General features: G+C 66.9%; 17 protein-coding genes and 1 tRNA gene. 6 read left to right on the top strand and 12 right to left on the bottom strand.

The genetic code is table 11. The features are described 5' to 3' along the window. Nucleotides 1-236 precede the first annotated feature (236 nt). Nucleotides 237-527 (top strand): hypothetical protein, encoded by a 291-nt coding sequence (locus AC1DXK_RS15160; RefSeq protein WP_477298197.1) that lies wholly within the window; start codon nucleotides 237-239, stop codon nucleotides 525-527. A 52-nt stretch (nucleotides 528-579) separates the two neighbouring features. Here AC1DXK_RS15160 and AC1DXK_RS15155 read toward each other — a convergent pair whose 3' ends face one another. The 5 genes from AC1DXK_RS15155 to AC1DXK_RS15135 all read right to left on the bottom strand — a co-directional run bounded on the left by AC1DXK_RS15155 (nucleotide 580) and on the right by AC1DXK_RS15135 (nucleotide 7,187). Further along, nucleotides 580-1,002: a hypothetical protein gene (locus AC1DXK_RS15155; RefSeq protein WP_477298195.1), complete on the bottom strand. Its 423-nt coding sequence runs from the start codon at nucleotides 1,000-1,002 to the stop codon at nucleotides 580-582. 89 nt (nucleotides 1,003-1,091) lie between these two features. Further along, entirely contained in the window at nucleotides 1,092-5,186 is a 4,095-nt protein-coding gene (locus AC1DXK_RS15150; protein WP_477298193.1) for a hypothetical protein, read from the bottom strand. Between the two features lie 8 nt (nucleotides 5,187-5,194). After that, entirely contained in the window at nucleotides 5,195-5,482 is a 288-nt protein-coding gene (locus AC1DXK_RS15145; RefSeq protein ID WP_477298191.1) for a hypothetical protein, read from the bottom strand. A 116-nt stretch (nucleotides 5,483-5,598) separates the two neighbouring features. Next, nucleotides 5,599-6,036 (bottom strand): hypothetical protein, encoded by a 438-nt coding sequence (locus AC1DXK_RS15140; protein ID WP_477298189.1) that lies wholly within the window; start codon nucleotides 6,034-6,036, stop codon nucleotides 5,599-5,601. Beyond that, nucleotides 6,033-7,187 carry a tyrosine-type recombinase/integrase gene (locus AC1DXK_RS15135; protein ID WP_477298187.1) on the bottom strand — a complete coding sequence of 385 codons (1,155 nt, stop codon included), beginning with the start codon at nucleotides 7,185-7,187 and terminating at the stop codon, nucleotides 6,033-6,035. The genes AC1DXK_RS15140 and AC1DXK_RS15135 overlap by 4 nt, the downstream gene beginning before the upstream one ends. Before the next feature lie 251 nt (nucleotides 7,188-7,438). On the opposite strand from AC1DXK_RS15135, the gene AC1DXK_RS15130 reads away from it, so the two are divergent. Further along, nucleotides 7,439-7,511: transfer RNA gene (locus tag AC1DXK_RS15130), tRNA-OTHER, on the top strand. A gap of 138 nt (nucleotides 7,512-7,649) precedes the next feature. On the opposite strand, the gene AC1DXK_RS15125 is transcribed toward AC1DXK_RS15130, so the two are convergent. The 4 genes from AC1DXK_RS15125 to AC1DXK_RS15110 all read right to left on the bottom strand — a co-directional run bounded on the left by AC1DXK_RS15125 (nucleotide 7,650) and on the right by AC1DXK_RS15110 (nucleotide 13,375). Further along, nucleotides 7,650-9,161, bottom strand: a complete 1,512-nt coding sequence (locus AC1DXK_RS15125) for a hypothetical protein (RefSeq protein ID WP_457107581.1) — start codon at nucleotides 9,159-9,161, stop codon at nucleotides 7,650-7,652. 74 nt (nucleotides 9,162-9,235) lie between these two features. Then, a complete protein-coding gene (locus tag AC1DXK_RS15120; RefSeq protein WP_477298185.1) occupies nucleotides 9,236-10,762 on the bottom strand; it encodes a GMC oxidoreductase in 1,527 nt (508 codons plus the stop codon). Next, entirely contained in the window at nucleotides 10,759-12,003 is a 1,245-nt protein-coding gene (locus AC1DXK_RS15115) for an SDR family oxidoreductase (protein ID WP_457107580.1), read from the bottom strand. The genes AC1DXK_RS15120 and AC1DXK_RS15115 overlap by 4 nt, the downstream gene beginning before the upstream one ends. Before the next feature lies 1 nt (nucleotide 12,004). Then, on the bottom strand, nucleotides 12,005-13,375 hold the full coding sequence (locus tag AC1DXK_RS15110) for a glycosyltransferase family 2 protein (protein ID WP_457107579.1): 1,371 nt from the start codon (nucleotides 13,373-13,375) through the stop codon (nucleotides 12,005-12,007). A 740-nt stretch (nucleotides 13,376-14,115) separates the two neighbouring features. Here AC1DXK_RS15110 and AC1DXK_RS15105 point away from each other — a divergent pair. Together AC1DXK_RS15105 and AC1DXK_RS15100 are read left to right on the top strand one after the other, a co-directional pair. Further along, nucleotides 14,116-14,313, top strand: coding sequence for a hypothetical protein (locus AC1DXK_RS15105; protein ID WP_457107578.1), 198 nt, complete (start codon nucleotides 14,116-14,118; stop codon nucleotides 14,311-14,313). Nucleotides 14,314-15,236: 923 nt separating this feature from the next. Beyond that, nucleotides 15,237-15,734, top strand: a complete 498-nt coding sequence (locus AC1DXK_RS15100) for a DUF6894 family protein (protein WP_457107577.1) — start codon at nucleotides 15,237-15,239, stop codon at nucleotides 15,732-15,734. 140 nt (nucleotides 15,735-15,874) lie between these two features. On the opposite strand, the gene AC1DXK_RS15095 is transcribed toward AC1DXK_RS15100, so the two are convergent. The 3 genes from AC1DXK_RS15095 to AC1DXK_RS15085 are packed head-to-tail and all read right to left on the bottom strand — an operon-like array spanning nucleotide 15,875 to nucleotide 16,508. Continuing rightward, nucleotides 15,875-16,003 carry a sigma factor-like helix-turn-helix DNA-binding protein gene (locus tag AC1DXK_RS15095; RefSeq protein ID WP_457107576.1) on the bottom strand — a complete coding sequence of 43 codons (129 nt, stop codon included), beginning with the start codon at nucleotides 16,001-16,003 and terminating at the stop codon, nucleotides 15,875-15,877. Further along, a complete protein-coding gene (locus AC1DXK_RS15090; protein ID WP_457107575.1) occupies nucleotides 16,003-16,194 on the bottom strand; it encodes a hypothetical protein in 192 nt (63 codons plus the stop codon). Before AC1DXK_RS15090 ends, AC1DXK_RS15095 begins: the two co-directional genes overlap by 1 nt. Before the next feature lie 32 nt (nucleotides 16,195-16,226). Next, complete coding sequence (locus AC1DXK_RS15085) at nucleotides 16,227-16,508, bottom strand: hypothetical protein (RefSeq protein ID WP_457107574.1); 282 nt, start codon at nucleotides 16,506-16,508, stop codon at nucleotides 16,227-16,229. 249 nt (nucleotides 16,509-16,757) lie between these two features. On the opposite strand from AC1DXK_RS15085, the gene AC1DXK_RS15080 reads away from it, so the two are divergent. Both AC1DXK_RS15080 and AC1DXK_RS15075 read left to right on the top strand, forming a co-directional pair. After that, on the top strand, nucleotides 16,758-18,218 hold the full coding sequence (locus AC1DXK_RS15080) for a helix-turn-helix transcriptional regulator (RefSeq protein WP_457107573.1): 1,461 nt from the start codon (nucleotides 16,758-16,760) through the stop codon (nucleotides 18,216-18,218). Nucleotides 18,219-18,477: 259 nt separating this feature from the next. Further along, on the top strand, nucleotides 18,478-19,213 hold a 736-nt coding region (locus AC1DXK_RS15075), incomplete at its 3' end, for a PhnA-like protein (protein ID WP_477298181.1).

The following is a 19,213-nucleotide window of genomic DNA, read 5'->3' as shown; positions in this document are numbered from 1 at the left end:
ACTCAGAAGGCAATGAGCATCGAGCTTTAGGCCCAGGTTTGGAAGGCCGACCATCTGCTAACTCCAATAGGTGGCGCGCGTTACGAGATCAGGATACCGCGTGTCCGAAATGTCTGATCTGTCTGATGGTGCCTTGCGACTTAAGACAATTTGTCTTAAGTGTATATTTTCTGTGATGGTCTATTGATTTGACTGAATGCCCGCCACATATTGCTTTTTGCTAGAGCGAGGCAGCGATGATCCCCACCGTGAAGCAGCATTCCAACGGTTATTATTATGTCCATTGGATGGAAGGCCGGCGCACTAAGCGCTTGACGACAAAACACAAAGATGAGTTGCGTGCGGCGGTATTTCTGGGAAATTTTATTCTGGATGAATGGGCGGTTCAGGTCTTCGGGTGTACAATGTACTCATCGGAACCAGTCAAGCATTCTGTTCTTGTACCAAATATTGATCGATGTACCCCGGAGGCTGCATACAATGTTGTTTCGCTATCAGGGACGGCGCGTCGTGCTGCGCGCGATTAGAAGAAATTCTGCACCAATTGCCCGTCTATCTGGCTATGGAACATCAGCGTGATCAATCGAACAGGCCGCCCGTAGGCGGATTGGCTATCACCTCGCCCTCGATTTCAGGCGCCTCGAGTTCAGCGAGGTAAGCGACCGCGCGCTCGCGCGCCTCAGCCAGCTCGGCGCGCGTCATCTCGGAAAATGACCTCTCCTCAGCGTCGCGCTCGCCTGCTGCAGTGCCCGACATTTTGACCAGATGGGCGGCCGCCATAACGCGTGCGTTCTTCGGCGCCTTCTCGTCACATGCGATCTCGATCAGCACGCCGACACCAACACTGGCGCCTTCTGTGCGCAACCGCTGCGAGACAGCCGCCTGTACCTCCGCGACAATGGCCTGCCGTCGCATCAGCGTGCCGCCGTGCGAGGAAGGCTGTGCGTAACCAGCATAAGTGGCCGCTGCGGTCGCGTCATTGACGCGGACCATGTGGCCCACGAACGTCCGTTCCTGCGGAGTGAGTGCTCCGGACTTCAATGGCATAGCATAACCCGGATTTAGCTTGTCTCTGCACACTTTATCCGATGTTATAACATAACGCTATCCTGCTTCCGAGCGGCAGTTAGGCGGCGCGATGCTGCGGCGAGCACTGCTTCTCGGCCAAAACGTCCGATCAGCCTCATCACCAGCGCCTGCTCCCTACCATGATCCCGCTGGAGCTTCGCAAAGGAAGGTCCAACCATCAGGGCGCGCGGCTTCGCCCCCAGCTCGACGGCAAGCTCGATTGCTGACACCCGAGGCTCGGCGGCCTCGGGCTTGGCGGCTTTCAGCGGAGGCGCGATTATCGGTGCACGCCGTGGCGGCCAGGATGCACCATCCCGGACGCGATGGTGCAGCGGCTGGTTGGAATGCCGCTCGTGAACGCGCACCGAGAGGAGCAGGCTCTCGATCCGATAGACGTTGTCTGCGGCGGGCGGGACCGGGCTGTGACGGTCAGCGGTCCGGTCGCTCACGCAGAGTAGCTCTTGGAAGGGGTTGCGGCCAGCCTGCAGCATTAGGACGATAGGTGGGGCTTCGGAGGCTGGCGCGTGGGGGCCATTACCGGCGAGGACCGCCCGAACGCCCGCCAGCCCGGCGGGGTCTTGTTCCGAGACGAAGTGCTCAAGCGGTCCGAACCTGTCCATCAGCGTCAGCTTTGGATCGGGGTAGCGATCGACGTCGATCAGGACGCGCCTGCTGCGCCGCTCGCCCTCCGGTCGGTAGCGGTAGCAGCGGAACGATGCCTGGGTGGCGAGTGGTGCATCGAACCACCGGCCCTCCACAGGCAGCGCATGAAAGTGTGACGCAGCCCTATGAGGATCTCTTATGGACCTGTCACACTTTCGATGCGGACCCTCGTCCCACCACGACGCCCTGCTGAATAGTCCGGTCAAGGCATCGATCTCCCCCTCGCGGTGAAGCCGTTGCCGGAGCGCGGCTGCGGGACTAGCGCCTCCGAACACGTCCTGCAGCACACGCGCCGCGTCGGGCGCCGTCTCGGGCACGATGCCCCTGGCGAACAATGCGTCGATCACGCCGCCGGCGCCCAATAAGTCGCCAGCGGTGACCACTCCGTCGTGGGCAAGCGTGGTCGGCGCGCTCGTCAGCATCAGCGATACAAGCCGCGCTCCCGGCCCGCGTCGCACCGGGCGCGCGCGTCCTTCGGTCTGCTCGATCTCCGTTGCGACCTGCCGCCTGAACGCCTCAGCGCGTGGGTCGGGATGCGCGTGGGCTAGCACCTGTCGGCCGGTCCCGTCGCGCATCAGCAGCGCCCCATCGCAACGCGGGTAGTAGCCTGTATGGGGTGGTACGAGCACACCCGTGGCGAGAGACGCCATGATTTCCACATCGCGCGGCGACGCTTCCGGTCGGCCGATGACGATAATGCCGGCCACGCCGCGCCAGCCGTCGAAACCGCGCAGCGCATTGAAGTGGCCGAGTGCGACGTTTGCCGGAAGCTGCCCCCGTAACCGCGGCTCCAAGTCCTTGTACGTCACGACCGCTACATCAGGGCCAGACCGCGCGCCTCGGCCGCGGAACCGAAGGGCGAGGCGCTCGACGAGGCGGACAACTTGTCCGATCGTGTTGGCTTGGCGGTTTATCTCGGCTGCGTCTCCGGTGCACTCGGCCTTGACCAAGCTCGACTTTCCGAATGCCCTGTCGATCACGGCGACCCGGTGAACGTGGGTCTCTCGCGCGCTCACCGTGGCCTCAATGCGCAGTGTCGGTAGCCACGCGCGGGCAACCTCGGGGATCACCGTCGCGTCGAGATAGAGGACGGGCCCCGCAATCCAGTCGCTGTGCAACTCCTCTTTCCAGCGTAGGCAAACCCTGCGCTTACCGTCGGCATCCTCGTCTACGAACAGCGTCCAGGGTGCGGTCGCCTCGCCCGAGCGCAGGAACGCCGCCAGCAGGCCCCAGAACCGCACGGCCAGGATGATCACCCGGTTCCGCTCGTAAGTCTCGTGCACCGTGAGCGCCGCGGTCTCGGGCGCGAGGTCATGGCGGACCGCGATGCGCTGCCGCAGGCCCTGGCTCAGGTTCGCAGCTTGGTCTGCCTCGGCCGCGGTCAAAGCGGCAGCCTCAAAGGATTCTCGCTTGAGCAAACCGGTCTGCCCGGCGAGCGCGGCAGACATCTTGTCCGCGATCCCGCGGTAAGCCGCACGTTTCTCGGGGGCTGCGAACCTCGCCGCAAGGGCATTGAGGTCGTCGACATTCATCGAGATGGGCTGCCGCTCAAGGCCTCCGAACAGACCGAGCCAGGGCGCCTCGTCCAGCACCAGCATGTCGACCGGCGCGCCCTGACGCTTCCGCTCGGCTGTGTGAAAGACTGCGGGTGCTCGGTGCGCCAGCATGGCATGAGTCAGTATCCAGACCTGAACGTCGGGCGCAAATTGCTGCCGGTAGCTGCAGGCATCCTCAGCCGCGACGCCGGGACGGCGCGGATTGTGCCGGCACCAACCTCGGTTCGGGCCTCCACACACATCGGCGGTGCGTCCGCCAACTTGCTGGACCTGCTCGACCAAGACGTGCATCGGGCAGTTTAATCGCCCCCGCCGCTTTGGGTCTGGTCGGCCGGTCCCGCGCCACACGCGTGCGATCGGAGCGCCGGCCATGTGGTTGATCCTCGCGGCCACGTCGTTGGCCGTCTCATGGGTCGGCACGGCGTAGGCGATCCGCAGGGACGAGTTGGCGCGCACGGCGGCCAGGACCGTGCGTAGGACCGTTTCCGTCTTGCCCAGGCCAATGCCCGCGCCGATCCCGATGCGCGGGATCTCCGGGTCGCCGAAGAACCTTCCAGCCTCGCGCCTAGCCTCCAACGTTTCCGGCGAGCACGACGCGCGGACAGCCTGGAGGCCCGCGATCGCCTCAAGCGCCTCCGCGAACCCACTCGCCACCGCCCGCCCGATTTCGGCGCTGGCCTCGCGGGCGCTCCGGGTCGGGAGGGCGCACGGAGCTTCGCAGGGCTGGCCGACGCAGGTAAGCTTGGCCCTCTTGGCGCGCTCCTGGTCCCGCACCCACTCGACCTGAGCCGGCAGGTTCGCGATCTTCTCCTCCACGTAGGCGTGCGTGTGCTTTGCCGGATCGCGCAGCGCGCTACGCGCGGCTTGGCGGAGGCACGCCAGCAGGTCGCTAGGATCTGCGTCGGGACCGTGCCGCGAGACCCAAGCCGCCGCGGCATTCAGCATCGGGCCATAGAACCCATGCTGGTCCGGACCATCGCCGATGACCGAGACATAGTAGCCGAAACCAGCGCCGTCCCGCTTATAAGGCTGTGTCACACCTTCGATGGCGATCGGGAGAGCGTCAGCGATACGGCGCTGCGGGCGCGCTGGAGCCGCGTACCGTGGCTCGATCGGCACGGGCACCGAGACCATCTCGCGCGGGCCGGCGAGAAACCCCGAGCGGCGCGGGACAGGATTGACCGCCCCGCCTTCGAAGATCGGGCTGGCCGTGTAGATGGGTTGCACTGAATTGTAGAGCGCCGGATCGGCACGCGTCGCTCGCACCCACGACTTCCTCGGCACGCCGAGAACAGGCGCTTGTTCGCAGAGCCAGATTTTGATTTCGTCTCGCCTTGTCGGTCGGTCGAGCCAGAACCACAGTCGCAGGCGTAGGCCTGGCTTGATCCCGTGACTGGCGGTGAACTGCCAGACGCAGGCGACACCTTGGAATGGCGGCAGCAACGTGCTGATGGCATACAGCACGGCGGCCTCGGGCTCGACGCGCCAGTCCAGGTCCGGCGGCAGCTCAATCCCGTCGAGATCGATCGGCAGGTACCGGTGCGGCACGTCCTCAAAGAATTCCTTTTTCCGGCGGGTTCGTCTGGCCGTGGAACGATCCCGCAGTCTATCCATCACGATGCACGAATGCCGGGCTGCCTGCAGCGTTTGCAAGACCGCGTATAGCTCGACCAGACAGGTCACCGAGTGCTCTACGACGCTGAATTCACCCGCTTTATCATAGGCCTGGACATCCAGAGTGCCGGGTTGAATTCCGGGACGAATACGCTTGACGAGCAGATGGCCATGCAGGGCGCGCAGCTCCGTCAGAGTGTCCACGGTCATGTCCGGCGTCTGGGGCTGCGGCCGCGCCTGATCTTTACCGGAATCATCCGCGACGAGCTTGTTACTGGCGTCCACGTCGCGCATCACCGAAGCGCAGCGCGGGCTGCCTCAGATCGCTTCGCCCGCGCTGCGGCGCCACGGTTACCTGGCGTCCACGACTCGGCGTTCGCGACGAGGGTCAGCACCCCAGGGGTCTCGACGACGACCCGGCCGGCCAGACGTCTGAGCTTCAGCCGGCCTTCCGAGGCCAGGCGATAGATCGTCGTGCGGGAGAGCCCCGTGACGTCGGCGGCCACGTCCATGCGCAGGTGCGGGCGCTTCTGCCACGGGATGGTATCTCGGCGCTCGGTAGGCTTTGGTGTGTCGGCCATGATGATTTGTCTCGTCTGATCTGTCGGACGACATGACCATACGCGGCAGACACGAACGTGAAAGCAGACAAAAACTAAGTCATTGGCCTGTCAGCAAAAATTCAAGGAGGCTGCGACTACGGGTTTTCCTCCGCGCGACGTCTCATGGCTCTCCGTGCACGCCTGTATTCCTGCTTGACCGCGTCTATTTCGCGATTTCGGTCGCGCTCGGCGATGGCAGCCGCAAACCCTCTCTGTCCGGTGTGTTGGATGGCCCTTATGATACGCAAGAGAGCGACAGAGTCCGACACAGGTGGCCGGCCGGGCTTAACCTCGCGCCATTCGTAGACCGGCTTCGGCGGCCCGAAGGGCCTCACGATTTCGCCGGTTATCGGGTTTGTCACGAGGTTCGGATCCCTGAGGCGTTTGAAGCGAAGTTCCATCCGAGCTGGCTTCGTTTCAGTTATTGGCTCTTCGATTCCCGGCGCAGAAGTTCTCAATTTCCGGATTGGTCGACCCAAATACTTACCAATTGCAGTGAGCTTAGTCTTTGCAAGCTTTCGGAGCTTCTTCATGCCGCGGCTCCGTCGGCAGACCGCAACGCGACAAGATTGACCGGCGCTAGCGGCGTCACAGCTCGGCGTGCGATCTCCTCGGTCGCCTCGACAATGTAGGCGGAGTAGTGGTCCTCGATCATCTGCACGCTGGTGTCGTGCAGCGCCGCGACGAGCCTCACCGGCACGCCGGCGCTCAGCGCCCGTACGATCGAGCTATGGCGCAGGCACAGCATGACTGTCCCAGGAGGCGCCCCTGCGCGGGTCCGGGCCCTGTCCCATAGGCGTAGAGCTGCCGAGGCCGTGGCCCACGGCCCTCGATCGACCCGCTCCCAGGTGACGGGCCCGACTTGTCGATGCCGCCAGTGCAACAAGAGCGGCTCGTGCCCTCGACGGCCGGCGATGGCGACTTGGAGCCGCTCGATTACGTCGGCCCCGACCGGCACGGCGATCGGCGTCGGGCGCTTGCCGGCGCGTCCCTTGTTCGAGGGTGGCACCATGATCCGACCACGCGCGGTCTGCACGTCGCCGACAGTGATTCTCGCGACCTGCGAGTGGCGAGCGCCCGTGGCCGCCATGACCAGTACGAGCCGCCCGAAATCACCGGTCTCGTCGACGACGAAGGCCGCGTCGACAAGGCGGCGGATCTCAGCATCGGGGAGGACCTGCTTGCGCGCACTCGACCCAGCCGAGTTCGCCTTCGTACCGGCACGGATCTCCGCAGCGAGCGTCGCCGGCAGCACATGACGGTGGTGTTCCACAGCTGCGTTAAGCGCGGCGCGTAGATCGTTCAGCAGCCGATTGACGGTCGTGGGTTGCAACTCGCTTGATAGGCGCTGTCGCCAAGTCCGGATGGTGCTCGCGCTGAGCTTCGCCAACTGCGTCTCGGCGAAGACTTGATCGGAGAGGACGTGCTTTCCGAGGCGCTTCTCGGCGTCCTTACCCGCTGTGGGGGCACGCTCTGAGCGAGTGGCGACATAGGACTCGACGGCCGTGCGCACGCTCGGGACCTCGGCATCGTCCCTCTCCCCTTCGCCATCGAGACGACGTACCTGAGCGCGCGCCCAGTCAATGGCTGCCGTCACGGCAGCCGGGTAGGGCAGGGCATCCGGATCCGATCCGGCGTCGTCAGCTTGGGCGAGGCGTTGCTCGACACGGTTCCCATCGATCACCAGCTTGACGATCCAGGTACCAGGTCCTCGCGCTGGCTTGCGGTAACCCAGGCTGACGCCACCTCGGCCTCCCGAGACACCTTGCCAGCGTGGGTTCTTGGCCGGCGCAAGCCGGGCACGCTTAGCTACGCTGTCGAAGCTGCTAGGCTTTGCCATCGATCGGTCTCACACAGCATCTCACACAGGCGGTCAGACCAACTATGATAGTAGGAGGCGGAAAAGACCAGCGGCCTCAGCGAACTGAGATGTGCGCTTTTGTCCGGGTTGTCTGATATCGGCCCTCTCACGGCGAAAACAGGGGTTCGATTCCCCTTGGGAGCGCCAGCGCGCTGACGAACATCCGATCTTGCAGAGGTTCACGGCGGTCCGCCTGAACCGTCTCGGATGAACCTTCTCCCTCACTCGATTTCTGCTGACCGGAGCGCCGTCGATCAGTCGGCGGTCTTCACCGGCGCGTCGTCACTATCGTGGTTCAGGTTCCGAGACCGGTCGACGGAACCGCGTGAGGGTCATCCCGCTGCCCGCCATGATCGGCGTGGCGACATAGCCGCGCTGCTGCAGACAAGCCGCTGCCATGTCCGGGATGGCGGTATCGGTGAACAGCAAAAACTCCGGGTTGTCGGCCAGGAACGAATCGATCGGCCTGATCGGCAGCGCGGGATCGATATGCGTCCAGCGATCCACCTGATGCTCGTTCGTGGGATCCGGGTTCCGGCCCTGGTCGGTCACCTGCACAAACGTCAGACGGCGCGACGGCGCCCGGCCGAGCGCCTGGGTCATTTCGAAAAACCGCTGGGCATTGCCCGTGGCGATCGGGAGAGCGCCGGGAGCGTGGGACACCAGGGCGATCGCGTCTTCCCGGCGCAAGGTCCGCGTCGGCTCTCCGCCGGACAGGAATGCCATGGTTGCGACCGGGATCAGGACGCATGACAGCACGGCGCTGTGCCGATGAGCCGCGACGCTGCGGGCGACGGCGAGGCTGATCCCGAGCGCCGTCACGATCACGTAGCGCGGATTGAACGTCCCGGTCACCGCCAGGGCGAAGGCGTAGACGATGAGCGGAACCGCGCAGACCGCGCCGGTCACGAGATCGAGATCGTCACCGCTCGGTAGGGCGCGACGACCCGCACGCCACCGGAGGGCGAGGCCGGTCAGGACGATCGCCAGCGGAAAGGGTGGCAGCGGGTCGCCGCCTGCCGTCATCAGCAGGTACGTCGCGAGCAGCCGCGCGATTGTCGGCCGCGCATAGTAGCCGGGGGCGGCAGCATCGCCCTGATTGAAGGCGCTGACCGCCTGCATGATCGGGAGCCAGCACAGGAGCGAGGCCGCGGACGCGAACAGCGCCAGCACGATCGGCCATCGGATGCGGCGGTGACGGATCATCCAGCCGGCCTCCATCATGCCGAGGGCGACCGCGAGGAGGATGGCATAGAAGTGCATCCCGACGGCGAGGCTGAGAAGGATCGCGATCCCGGCGGCGCGAAGGGCCGAGACCGGCCGTTCCGCCGGCCCGTCCCACAGCGCGCAGGCCAGTGCGAAGCAGGCGGCCACGAGCGCATATTGCCGGACCTGCACCGCGTAGGAGAACAACGGTCCCGCCAGGCAGAAGACCAGGGCGAGGCAGGCCACCGGAATGGCGTAGCGTCGGCGCACGAGCACGAAGGCAGCCAGCGCGACGCCATAGATGGCCGCGATCGACGGCAGGCGCAGCATGACGGGGTCGTCGAGACCGAGAACCAAAAGCGCCCGCAGCAGGAGGTGATAGAGCGGAGGCGAGAACTCGGCGCCCTGACTCAACGCCTCCCATACCGCAGCGGCGCTGCCGCGGCGCGCGGTCCAGACGGCCAAGACCTCGTCCATCCAGTACGAGTGGCGCGCCGCCGCGAACGCCGCCCACAGGTAGGCCGCGGTGGCGATCGCCGTCAGGCCCAGAGCGATCCCGTCGCTCCGGCGCCGGGCGTGGGGTCTGGTCACGGTCGCGTGCGCTGTGCCTCGCAACCGGAGCCCGGGTCGCTCCGATTCGAGGCGCTTCGGGAAGATCGCATCCGTCATCGCGGTCGGTTCCCGGAACGCAGACGGCGGGCCAGGGCACGGCCGATCCGATCGGCGTTCGCCATGATCGTCAGGGTCGGATGCGAGGCCGGCAAACTCGGCAGGGCCGCACCATCGACCACGTACAGCCCGGGTGCGCGGATCAGTTCGCCCAACACCGTGGTCGCGGTCGCGCCACCGCCGCCCATGGGGAGTGTGCCCGCGTAATGCGCATCCGCTCCGGGTTCAAGGATCGCGGTCGAGCCCGGYAGCGGCAGCGCGCCGAGGCGCCGCAGGCCCCGTCGGAGACGGGACAGATCCGACCTCAGACGATCGCTGATTTCCCGGGTGGTCTCACCCTGGATCGCCAGCCGCGTCATCCCGCTCGACGTGGTCGCGGTCAGGGTGTTCCGGCTCGACGCGCCGGGCCGATAGCAGGTCGCCAGCAACAGCGCGGGTGCGAGTGCACGGGCGATCCGGAGGGCAAACGGTCGCCCGACCGGCAGTCGTGCGGCCAGCATGTCGAGGGGTAGCGTATCGGCGCCGTAGAGGACCCCGGCTGCATCGTCGAGGCGGTAAAAGACCTGGCCGAGTCCGAAGGCCTGTTCGGGGGCGTCGATCCCGACAAGTCGCGGCACGACGAAAGCCGTCGCCGCCGCCGGGTTGCTGAGGAGCCGCACCGGTTGGCCGAAGTATTCCAGACGCGACAGGGCAAGGCCGGTGGTTGCGATCGTGCCGGCGGCGAGCACCACGCACGCCGCCGGCATCGAAACCGGGCCGTTCCGGGTCTCAATGCGGAGGCGATGGCCGTCGCCCGTCGCCTCGACCGCGCGGACCAGATGTCCGGACCGGTACGAGAAGTTCGCGTGCCGGGCCAGCGCCGGCAATTCCAGGGTGCTGGTATAAATGCTGCCGCGATCGCAGCCATAGAGACAGAGCCCGCATCGATTGCACGCCTGCCGATCCGCCAGAGGTTCATCGAGCACGGCGTTCGGCGCCGGTTCCAGGCTTAGACCCTCGGTCTCCCGTTGGCGTGCCCGCTGCGCCAGGATGAAAAGGGCCGCTGGATTGGAGGGCTGCTGGGCCTGTTTGAGCCCGATCCTCCGGGCAACGCGCGCGTAGGCCTGGTCGAGGTCGGTAGCGGGAAACGGGAGATCCGCCCGCTCGGCGCCGGTATAGGGCACCGCGAGCGCCCCCCAGATCGTCGAGAGGCCGCCTTGTCCGAGGGTGCCGGCGGCGAAGAAGCCATCGGTCGTGAGCTGGAGCCGGTGGAGGTACGGGCTCAACGCGGCACGGGCACGCGGCGTGGCGAATTTCGGCGACCGGTCCGGCTGCGGTTCGACGGCGGCGAGATCGGAACCGAACCGGGTCTTCCAATGATCCGGATGCGCGCGGTGGACCGCCGGGGCGAGACCTTTGTCAGAACCCGGTTCCGAGGCATCCAGCATGAGGACGCGCAGGCCGGCCTCAACCAGCGGCCAGGCGGCGCTGACGCCCGCCGGCCCGCTGCCGATAACGACGACGTCGGCCTCGGGCGGGCTCATCGCACCAGGGCGCGTACCGCCCGCAACGGCAAGGCGACCGCTTCGATCATCCCGTCGGCGGCGAGCCCGGAGAGCCGTCGGACCCGGCCATGACCGCCCAAGGCAGCCTGTCCGGTGGGACTGGCCTCGACGAGGCTCACGGCCAGCGCCAGCCGTCTGGCGAGCGGCTTTCGTCCGTTGAAGGGTTCCACGAACCGCAGCAGGCCCGGCCTGTGCCGCACGAGCCACGGCAGCGGGAGCGGGGTGACGGGGCCTTCCCGGGTGAGCGCCCGGACGTAGCGTCGAGCGAGGGCGCCGTCCGGCTTCGCGCGCAGGACGTAGCCTTCGAGGGTTCGGCCTTCGGCGATCAGCGCCCGGCGGGCGGCCGGCTCGCCGCGAATCCCGTCCGCAAGGGGGCGCACGTCGAGGCCGAGACGAGCGAGATCGGCCCGGGTCGCCATCGGGTGCGTTCCGGCGAGGCCCAGGATGCGCTCGCGGTCGATACGGGGACCGAACGGCAGCGCGTTGACGAGGGCGCAACCGAACAGGGCGAGGCGCAGCGGGATCGGCACGATCCGGGGCAGGTGGCCGTCCAGCCCGATTCCCAGGATGGTCAGCACCTCTCCGAAGGCGATCGCCACCGGACCGGCGAGGCCAATGGTGCCGGATAACGGCCCATCGACACCGGCCAGGATGCCGCGCGCGACCTCCGAGCGGTGGATCGGCTGGACGGGGGTGTGGGGCGCGACCATCGGAATGACCGGCATCCGCGCCAATCGGCGCAGGAGGCCGTACATGGCCATCGGCGGACCGCCATAGACCAGGCCGATCCGCAGGGACAGCTCGGTGCGTGCATCGAACAGCTCCTCGATCGCCCACTTCGCGCGCCCGTAGGCGTTGGGCGCGTCCGCCCGCGCCGATTGCGACGAGGCGAACACGGTTCGAGCGAGGCCGAAGCCCCGCGCACCGTCCCGGAGCAGAAGGCTGCCGACGCGGTTCCGGTCGTCGCCGGGCGTCGGCTCACGCCAGTCATGCGCTAGGTGAACGAGCGCCTGCTCGTCGCCCGCCAAGGCTGGATCGAGACAGGCTCGGGGCAGCGGCTCACCGAGCCTCCAGTCCACGCGCCGGACGCCGGCCGGCAGCCCGCGCGAGCCGCGGCCCAGCGCGGTGACGCTACGTCCTTCGGCCAGCGCCGCCGCGACGAGACCGCGACCGAGGTAGCCGCCGGCGCCTGTGACGATGAGATGCCGGATCGCGGCCATCTCAGGTCTCGACCGCACCGATCGCCTCGCGCAGGCCGGTCAGGCGGGATCGGGCATCGCCGCCGGGCAGTTCGAGGATTCCGAGGAGGAAGGCCGAGAACGCCAGCTGCACGCTGGCCGCTACCGAGCAGGCGGACAGGATCATCGGCCGCAGGAGGGCGCCGTCCGCGAGGGGGCCGAAACCGGTTCGCCCCCACGCCAGCACCGACCAGCCGATCCCGGATCCGCCCGCCGCCAGCAGCAGCAGGGCGACGGCGAGGAGGGTCTCCAGGCTGAGTGCGCCGAGGACGCGGTCGTGCCGGCTGCCCGGGAGCAAACCCTGCCGCGCAGCGTAACGGCGGCCGATCATGCCGAAGGTCACGATCTGGATCCCGACGAGCATCGCGAAACATGCGACGACGAAGGTATGGACGTCGAAGGAGAGGTTCGGGGTGAGGTGGCGCGGGCCGCCGAGCAGCGCCAGGGCGGGCAGGGCGCCCCCGAGGAACAACGCCAAACCGGGGTACAGGAACATCCAGCGCGGGCTGTGCAGGAGCAGGAAGCGCAGGTGCCGCCAGCCGTCGCGCCACGTGCGCAGATGCGGCGGACGGCTGCGGCCGTCCTTGCGGAGGATCGTGGGGACCTCGCGGATGGCCAATCCGGTCAGACTTGCGCGCACGATCATCTCGCTGGCGAACTCCATGCCCGTGGTCCGCAGTCCGAGCCCGAGGATCAGGTCCCGGTCGAAGCCGCGCAACCCGCAATGGAAATCACGCACCGGGCTGCGGAACAGGAGGCGGCCGACCGCGGTCAGGGCCGGATTGCCCAGGTAGCGGTGCAGGAACGGCATGGCCCCGGCGCCGATTCCCCCGCGGAACCGGTTGCCCATGACGAGGTCGGCGCCGCCTCTCAGCTCGGCCAGGAAGGCATCGAGGTTGCGCAGATCGTAGCTGTCATCGGCATCGCCCATGATCACGTAGCGTCCGCGCGCCGCCGCGATACCGCCCGCCAGCGCACCGCCGTAGCCGCGTACGGAGATGGGAATGACCCGGGCGCCGAGGGCGGTCGCGATCGCCTGGGATCCATCGGTGCTGCCATTGTCGGCCACGAGGACCTCGCCCGCGACGCCTGCATCCGCGAGGAAGGCCAGGGCGTGATGGATGCAGCGCGCCAGCGTCTCCGCCTCGTTGAGGCAGGGAATCAGGATCGTTAGCAGGCAGTCGTCGGCCGCCGTCGGCGTCTGGCCGGCCAGCGGCTCGCCGAGGCGGCGTCTCAGGGCCGGCGAAGGGGCGCGTGCATGGGACAAGCGCGTCGTCTCGATGGTCTCGCTCGCCCGGACGAGGCGAGCCTTCTCGGACTCAGCAAGGACGACGAGCCTTAACAGGCAGTTCACCGCGTGGCGGGTCGGCGCTCTTACCTTGGCGGCCGTTCCGCCCGCGACCTGCGGCTGTCCAGCCCGCCAGCCGATGCGTGCACGCCGCCGGTCATCGTGCGTAGAGGGGCCTCATGAGGGCGTCGTCTCCGTCGAAAGACGTGTGGCGGAGACCGGCGGGCGGGTGGCCAACGACCATGCCTCCTTCCTTCCGTGACGCGATGACCCGTCACGACGTGGGCGGCGTGCCGCGTGCGGAGTCTCGAATGCCGGCGCTGTGGCGCGACCTACCAGAACCAGACGATCCGTCCGGCGACCGCACAGACCGCGACCCAGTTGCCGATGGCGAGGACGATCGATCCGACGACGACCGTGAGAGGGGGCCGCTTTCGGATGCGTTGGCGGCACACAGGAATGGTCTGGTCCATGGGCAACGGGCGTCCGAAACTCCTGCCGATCACGAGCCGGCATGTTCCTCGCCCTGCGGCCGGAATGCCCGCCGGATGCGGTCAGCAACATCGGATGCCTACCAGCAACATCCRCCGTCGCTGTCCTCATCAAAAGATGTACTGGCATCCGGAACGCCGTCGCCGAACGCCCCTGCGGCGAAGCGGCAACCCCACTTCGAGCCTGTGGTCTGCGGGGATATCGGGGATCGCCCCAGACTTTGCCGACACATGATGTTGCGCCGCTCAAGCCATTAACACGTCAGGCCTTTTCGCCGGGCATGATCGCGCGATGCTTCTACACGTGAGCCCGACATGCACTTCAAGATCCACGCGACCGGACAGCACCTCTGGACCTGGGTGCTGCTAGACGAGAGCGAGACCACCGTTGCGGAGTCCGACCGCTCGTTCCCATCCCAGACGCAGGCCTCCGCGGCGGCCCTCGCCTTCGCCAAGTTGGTGGTCCGCGCAAGCCGATCGATCAACGGCGGGACGCCCAGCGGCCTGTTGTAGGATCGCGCTTCTCGACCGGACGTGCAATCCGAGAGCCCGGAGCGGTCGCCGCGCCGTGCGCCGCCGAGCAGCGTCAGTGCTCCTTCATGCATGCGCGCAAGGAAGCGGCTTCCCTGCAGGTCTCTCGCCCCGATTGCGCGCGCGAATGTCCGCTATCGGCAATTCAGCCTCGGTCACTGACCGTCCACTGTACCCACCCAACGCACCGGCGGTATCGTCCAGGGTGTTGCGGCACACCGTCTCGAAACGATGCCGGATTGCCGCTTTCGGTCACATCGAAGCAATCTAGAGTAGCAGGTTCTCGCGCCACGCTTGATACGAGCGGGGTCGAACGTCCTCCGATCCATCGGAGGCCTGATACGTTTGCGTCTTTCCGCAACGAGAGACCAGGGCGGGTTTCGATCCAGCCGGACGCAAGGCGCGCTCGCATGCGGTCCCGGTGCGTCATCCTTGACGGATCCGCCGCGGTACGAGGTGACCTGATCGAGATCGTGGATCGGGCCAATCAGGCGCCCACCGTGCGGTGGGGGTCGCGGGTCGGAACCTGTCTTTCGCAACCGAGCAGAACAAGTCGCGCTGCGGCTGCTGGTCAAAAATCCGCCGGTATTTATTTTTCCGATTCGATGAAAGAAAACTTCTCAAGAAATCGCCCGGCGTCCATTGGATGCCAATTCTATAGATCACAGATTATTTTAGGACAGTATGCCATGATGCTCCCTGGCCGCCTCTGACGAGTTCGAAGTCCCGAACCTCGGGCCGACACTGATCGATGCCCCTCGGAATGAAAACCTCACGTTGCCGTCGGTTTTCGATCTCCGACTGATGACGGCCGAAGCGGGAGTCTATCCGCTACCCACTTGCGGGTTTTGATGTTGCACTATACCCCGGATTATGGAGCGGAAACGCAGTCGAGGGCCGGGGGGATGCCGCTCGTTATCATCTTGGCCGCGCTGTGCGGCGGCCTGCCTGTGCTTGTGTTCGGCTGGCAAACCTTCGGGTTGTACACACCGTTACTGGCAGCAGCCCTCGCCAGTACGGTTGGCCTTTTGGCCGGTATCGCACTGGCTGTTCTCAGGGTCGGCCGATTCCGGGCGCCGTCGGATCCGACGCGCATCTTTGACGTCGTCGGCCTGACCGCCCCCCGTGACCGAGATCTTCGGCTGGTCCCCATGCGCCTCTATTTCGATATCGAGCGCGGACCGGAGATCATCAAGGATGAGATCGGCATCGAGGCGCACAGTCTCGATGAGGCACTGGACGATGCCCGGAGCGTCATCCGCGAAATGGTCGTGGATCTCATCGACGACGGTTATGACGGGGACTGGGTTCTGGTCGTGCGCGACGCTCAGGGCGCCTCGGTCGCGCGCCTACCCATCGAGCGGACGCCACCGCAGATTCACTCGGATCGTCGATCTGCCTGATCGCGCAGTCGCGCGGCGGCAGATCGTGCGGGCTCCGGCGGTGGCCGGAGGGACATCGGCTCGCCCTGCCGCGCCGACAATCGCCGATCGAGACCGTGGGGCTTCGCGGTGGTCCGCATGCCGCGGGCGTACAGCCCCGGTCAGGCCTCGCCCAGGTCTCGCAGAAGCCGGTCGCGCGCCCGGCTGACCCGGCTCTTAACCGCGCCCGTCGGGCAGCCGATCACGGCGGCCACGGCTTCGTAGGATAGGCCGTCGACGGCCACCAGCATCAGCGTACCGCGATGGGTCGTCTTGAGACGGTCGCCGCCTGACCGTCCTTCAAGCCGAGGCGGTCGTCCTGCTCTGCCTGTTCCGCAAGGGCGACCGCGTGAATGCCGTCGGGATCCGGTACTTCGAGCCGGCGCTTGCGCCGCCCGTTGATGAAGCCGTTGCACAGGATCGTGCACAGCCACGCGATCAAGCTGGCGCCGGGCTGAAACTGCCCGCGATTTTTTAGGCTTTGAGCAGGGTGAACTGCACGAGATCGTCGGCCTCGACACCGTCGCAGGTCAGCGACAGGGCGTAGCGCCGCAGGGGCGGCCCCAGGGCGATCAATTCGTCCTTGAAGACGTCCGGGACTTCCTGACCTGTATCGGCCGCTTCTAGAGCGGCGGGCAATCGGCTCAGGACCGCGACCAGACGGGGGCTGATCTTAATCTCCGCAACTTCTGAATTGTATCGTCGCAGCTTCCGAACGAGCCGCGCATGGATATGGGAGAGGACGGGATCGGACATGGCGGCCGGAGCCCGCTGTTCGTCGGCAGGCCGCGCGGGAGAGCACTCGGGTCGATGTGGCGAGGATGCGCCCGGTTGATCTCGGATGCCTCGGCAGGGCAGGCGACAACTTATCTCTGGTTGGTAAAGATCGCGTCAATGATGCGTGTATACCAGGAAAAGAATGTAGATGAGGGAACCGCCTTGTGCGCAACCCGTTTGTGCCCCGCTGCCGATCGGGCAGTGACCGCACGAGGGGTAGAGCGAGCTGTGACGGTGGGGGTCGACAGACATGAGCTCCGGCAGATCATCGCCGGCCTGAGCGAGGGCGTGATCCTGGTCGAGCCCGACCAGACCATCGCGTATGCCAACGCGGCCGCCCTGGCGATGCACGGCGCCGAGAGCCTCGACGAGCTCGGGCCGACGGTCGACGCCTACCGCGACCGGTTCTCGCTCCGCTACCGCAACAACCGGACGCCGGAGCATTACCCGATCGCGCGCGTGATCGCCGGGGAAACCTTCCACGATGTCGTGGTCGAGGTCACCCGCACCGATCGCCCCGGTGCCGAATTCGTCCACTCGCTGCGTAGCCTCGTGGCCACCGACCACGACGGCAACCCGAGTTGCCTGGCGCTGATCCTCAAGGACGTCTCCGACCAGTTCGAGGCCGAGGAGCGGTTCGAGCGGACCTTCAACGCCAATCCGGCCCCCGCGGTGATCACGCGGCTGTCCGACCTGCGCCACGTCAAGGTCAATCACGGCTTCCTGGAGATGACCGGCCACACCCGCGACGGGGTGATCGGACGCAGCGTCTACGAGGTCGATGTCCTGGCGGGCGCGCGCAACCGCGACCTCGCCGTGTCCCGGCTCAAGGACGGCGGGACGATCCCGCAGATGGACGCCTGCCTCGACCTGCCCGATGGCGGCGGCCGCTGCGTGATCGTGGCCGGCCAGCCGATCGAGATGGGCGACGAGCCGTGCATGCTGTTCACCTTCGCGGATCTGGAGCTGCGCCGGAAGGCCGAGGCCGCCCTGCGCCAGAGTGAGGAGCGCTTCGCCAAGGCCTTCCGCCTGACGCCGATCCCGACCGTGCTGCTGAGGAGCGACGATTGTCAGGTGACCGGCATCAACGCGGCGTTCAGCCGGGTCTTCGGCCTGGGTGAGGACCGCATCGTCGGGCGGTCGCTGGCCGAGGCCGGGCTGTGGGTCGCGGATTCCCAGCGCGCGGCGTTCGAAACCACGCTCAGGCGCACCGGCTGCGTCCTCGCGGCCGAGGTCTGCCTGCGGCACGAGAACGGCGCCAGCCTGGACTGCCTGATCTCGGCCGAGCGCGTGACGCTCGACGATGCGGAGTTCGCGCTGCTGGTCCTCCAGGACATCACCGAGCGCAAGCACACCGAGCGGGAGCTGTTCGACGCCATCGAGACCGTGATGACCGACACATCGTGGTTCAGCCGCGGCCTGATCGAGAAGCTGGCCGCCCTGCGCCGCCCGGGCCGGGAGAGCCTGGACGGGTCGAGTCCGAACCTGACGGTGCGGGAACGCCAGATCCTCAACCTGATCTGCGCGGGGCTCGACGACGACGCGATCGCGCGCAAGCTCGGCCTGTCGCGCAACACCGTGCGCAACCACGGCGCCGCCCTCTACCGCAAGATCGGCATCCACAAGCGCAGCGAAGCCGTCATCTGGGGGCGCGAAAACGGGTTCCCCATGCATGGTCGAGGTCCGTGAATCTCATAATACTAGTATACTAGTACTATTGAAGCTCGGGGTTTGATCCTCATCTCGGATTTCATCGCATGTGTCCCGGAGCGGACGGCATATCCCCCAGCGAACGTGCGGAAACGGTTTGAGCCGGGGATCACATCGACCCGGCAAATGCGTCCGCCCCCACGCCGGCCTGGCCGGTTTCGGCCTCGGGCTGCTGGTCAGCGCCCGCCGCGACTGAGCCACCCTCGACGTTCGACGAACCACCACCCGGAGTGACAGCGTGACCATCCAGACCACCGCATCCCCTCTTTCCACCCCCGCCTCCCACCTCGCCGCCGCCGACACGCGCGCCGTCCTGCTCAACGAGGTCTCCTGGGGGGCGATCTTCGCCGGCGCCGTCACCGCCCTGGTGACCCAGGTCATCGTCAACCTCGTCGGCGTCGGCGTCGGCCTGGCCTCGGTGGGCACCACCGCCGCCGACAACCCAGCCGCCTCGACCGTGTCGATGGGGGCGGGCCTGTGGTTCGTCGCCTCGAGCATCGTCGCCTCGCTGGCCGGCGGCCTGATCGCCGGCCGGCTCTCGGGCAAGCCSCTGCCGGGCGCGGCCGCCCTGCACGGCCTGGTGTCCTGGGCGGTGACGACGCTCGTTGTCCTGTACCTKYTGACCTCGGCSGCSASSGGCYTCGTSGGMGGMACGCTSRGCACGGTCTCCGGYGCGCTCGGSGGCGCSGGYAAYCTCGTCGGCGGCACCRTKCAGACGGCCGCCCAGGCCGCGGCGCCGTCGCTGTCGAAGATCACCAACCCGCTGGACGGCATCGAGCAGACGGTCCGCCAGCAGGCCGCCGGCCAGGACCCGCAGGCCGCCCGCGACGCCGCCGTGGCGGCCATCAAGGCGCTGTTCACCGGGGATGCCGGGCAGAAGCAGCAGGCCGAGGCGCGCGCCGCCGACGCGCTGGCCAAGGCCCAGAACATCGCGCCCGACCAGGCCCGCCAGCAGGTCCAGGATTACGAGAAGC

The sequence above is a fragment of the Methylobacterium sp. P3_A11 genome (genome assembly GCF_056403155.1).
Note: the sequence above shows the minus strand (reverse complement) of the source record. Positions and strands in the feature narration are given on the sequence as shown.